Raw genomic sequence first — 2,231 nt, 5'->3', positions numbered from 1 at the left:
GCTCCGTGCCCGGTGCATAAGCCACGTGTGTATCAGGATTGCGCAACCGTCCCCACGCATCATAACTCAATTCCTGTTTTAGAGTGCCATCGGCATTGGCCACATGGGTAATGCTGCCGAGATAGTCACGGCAGATGTAAAATATCTGCCACTCACTGCTGTTTTCTTCCTTGACATACACAGCCGGAGCACTGTAAGCATCACCACCGATGTATAAGCGTTGGGCGGCATTAGACTTGACACCGTCAATTTCATACTTGCCGTCGAAATAATAACGTGTGAGAAGAGTTGAACTTCCTTTATCGACAATCATTTTTATTCGATCTCCGTCAGCATTGTATATCAATGAAGCTCTTGTGCCGTTTTCTTCAATTGTACTTGGACGTTGAATTGAATTATATGAAACTATTTGTGCTCTTAAAGGCACAGTGTTTCCATCAGGTGTCAACATGGTAACCTGATAAGGTCTGTCCGCATGATTGTATTGCATGTTGCCCATGCCGGGAATCTGCGTGATGTTGCCATTGGGAGCATAGGTTAGCTGTTGTTGCCCGATACAACTCAGACGGTGTAGGGAGTCCGCCTGCACACTAATATGGAAAAGAGGTCTGACGATGATACCATCATTCAACATCACTATTGCTTTCAAATTAATCTTTGTTGTTCAAAGAATAACGTCAAGTCTTTTAAAAAACGTTCCTTATCAAAGTCCTTTATTTTTGCAGGATATTTTAAATTTCTAACTCTTTCCATGATGGACCTCGCTATCATTTTCTGTCCTTCTTCCGTATTGCTATTGATAAACTCCTCAAAGTCTAATTTGATCTTAAATGTAAGTGTTTTATATATATGCGTTTTGCCCAATGCGGAATCTAAACATATCATTCTATCTTGTACATACAAAGGTCTTTTCAAAGGAAAGAAAGCATCATACTTAGGATGTACACAGGTGATTCCGATCAGATACGTACAAACGTCATCTCCATAATTCCTATTTTTAAAATAGTCAATCATTTTGTGATCTAATTCTGTAAATTCTCTATCTTTTGTCGTCTTGTCAAATTCAACAGAGAATGTTTGTGCTAATGTCACTTCCATAATGTTATTATTATTTATCTGAAAATTTTATTTCCAGGAGGGAGGTGGCCATATTTGAAAACATAGCCATATATCATAATCTTCTCCTGAATTTTAATTTCTATTGTATTCCCGTAGAAGATAGGAAACATTTTTAATTTCTCTCTCTTATAAAATTCATCTGAATACCTTTGTTCTCCGACTGTTGTCTCTCCATATTTCCACACGTCATCAGGTGCCATGTATACCGGACTGCCATGAAAATTCTTATAATATCCAGGTTCTATAGGCCTGAGTTCATAAACAAAACCAGGCTTGAGTTCAAGATTTTTTTGCAGCCAATATTCTATTTCTTTTGTTTGTTTCCTAATTAAGTATTCATTATCATTAATAAAATCATATGTTGCTTTAATATAAGCTCCTGCAACTATGATATCATCAACAACTCCATATCCCCACGCATCATCATATAGTAGGGGTAAAGTCATTGAAGCAGATTCATAATCACTCCAGTCCCATTTTTCCTTTTCATAAAGAATGTTTTGATGAATGTTTTGATTAACTGTATGCGAAGAGAAATATTGATTTGAAATTCCTCCTCCACCTCCTCCAATTGTTGACCAATGAAAATCCCAATTACGAAGTGTACCAGTTGTGCCAAGTGTTAGACCAGCACCTACCCATGCATTATTTATACCAAAAGTATATGAAAATGTTCCAGGATTTGCTATTCCGTACCCACACGCATATCCAGTTATAGCACCAACTCCAATTCCTAAATATGTTGCTGGCTCTTTCCAATTCCACGATAATGGATTAAGTTCTCCATTATTGGAAGCAACCCCACCTAAATATGCGCCGGCAACAGCTGCTAAAATTAATAAAANCGATTCTCCNTCTTTATCAACGTAGCATAATGGATTGTTCAAACNATAGCTATACCTGTTNAANTTCTGCGTAAAGTCNGNCATCTGCACGTATGGGTCGGGACTAAGGAAACGGCCCAAGACAGGGTCATATAGGCGGGCATTCATGTTGATAAGCCCGAACTGCNGAAGATGTTCATGACCNGTGTANCCACGTCCTANGAACAATGCTGGCTCCGTGCCCGGTGCATAAGCCACGTGTGTATCAGGATTGCGCAACCGTCCCCA

Annotated in this window: 2 protein-coding genes and 1 pseudogene; all 3 read right to left on the bottom strand. The window is 39.1% G+C overall.

What is annotated here, in order from left to right:
- Positions 1–649 (bottom strand): annotated as a pseudogene (locus HMPREF9304_RS11780) (hypothetical protein); the annotation flags it as partial.
- Positions 646–1,098, bottom strand: a complete 453-nt coding sequence (locus HMPREF9304_RS11775; RefSeq protein WP_036929413.1) for an Imm44 family immunity protein — start codon at positions 1,096–1,098, stop codon at positions 646–648. The gene HMPREF9304_RS11775 and the pseudogene HMPREF9304_RS11780, both read right to left, overlap by 4 nt.
- A gap of 14 nt (positions 1,099–1,112) precedes the next feature.
- On the bottom strand, positions 1,113–2,111 hold the full coding sequence (locus HMPREF9304_RS15320) for an RHS repeat domain-containing protein (protein ID WP_445236343.1): 999 nt from the start codon (positions 2,109–2,111) through the stop codon (positions 1,113–1,115).
- Between the last annotated feature and the right edge of the window lie 120 nt (positions 2,112–2,231).

The organism is Hoylesella timonensis S9-PR14 (assembly GCF_000762405.1).
GTDB classification, from domain to species: Bacteria; Bacteroidota; Bacteroidia; order Bacteroidales; family Bacteroidaceae; genus Prevotella; species Prevotella timonensis_A.
The sequence above is the reverse complement of the archived record's forward strand: the minus strand, read 5'-3'. Positions and strand labels throughout refer to the sequence as shown.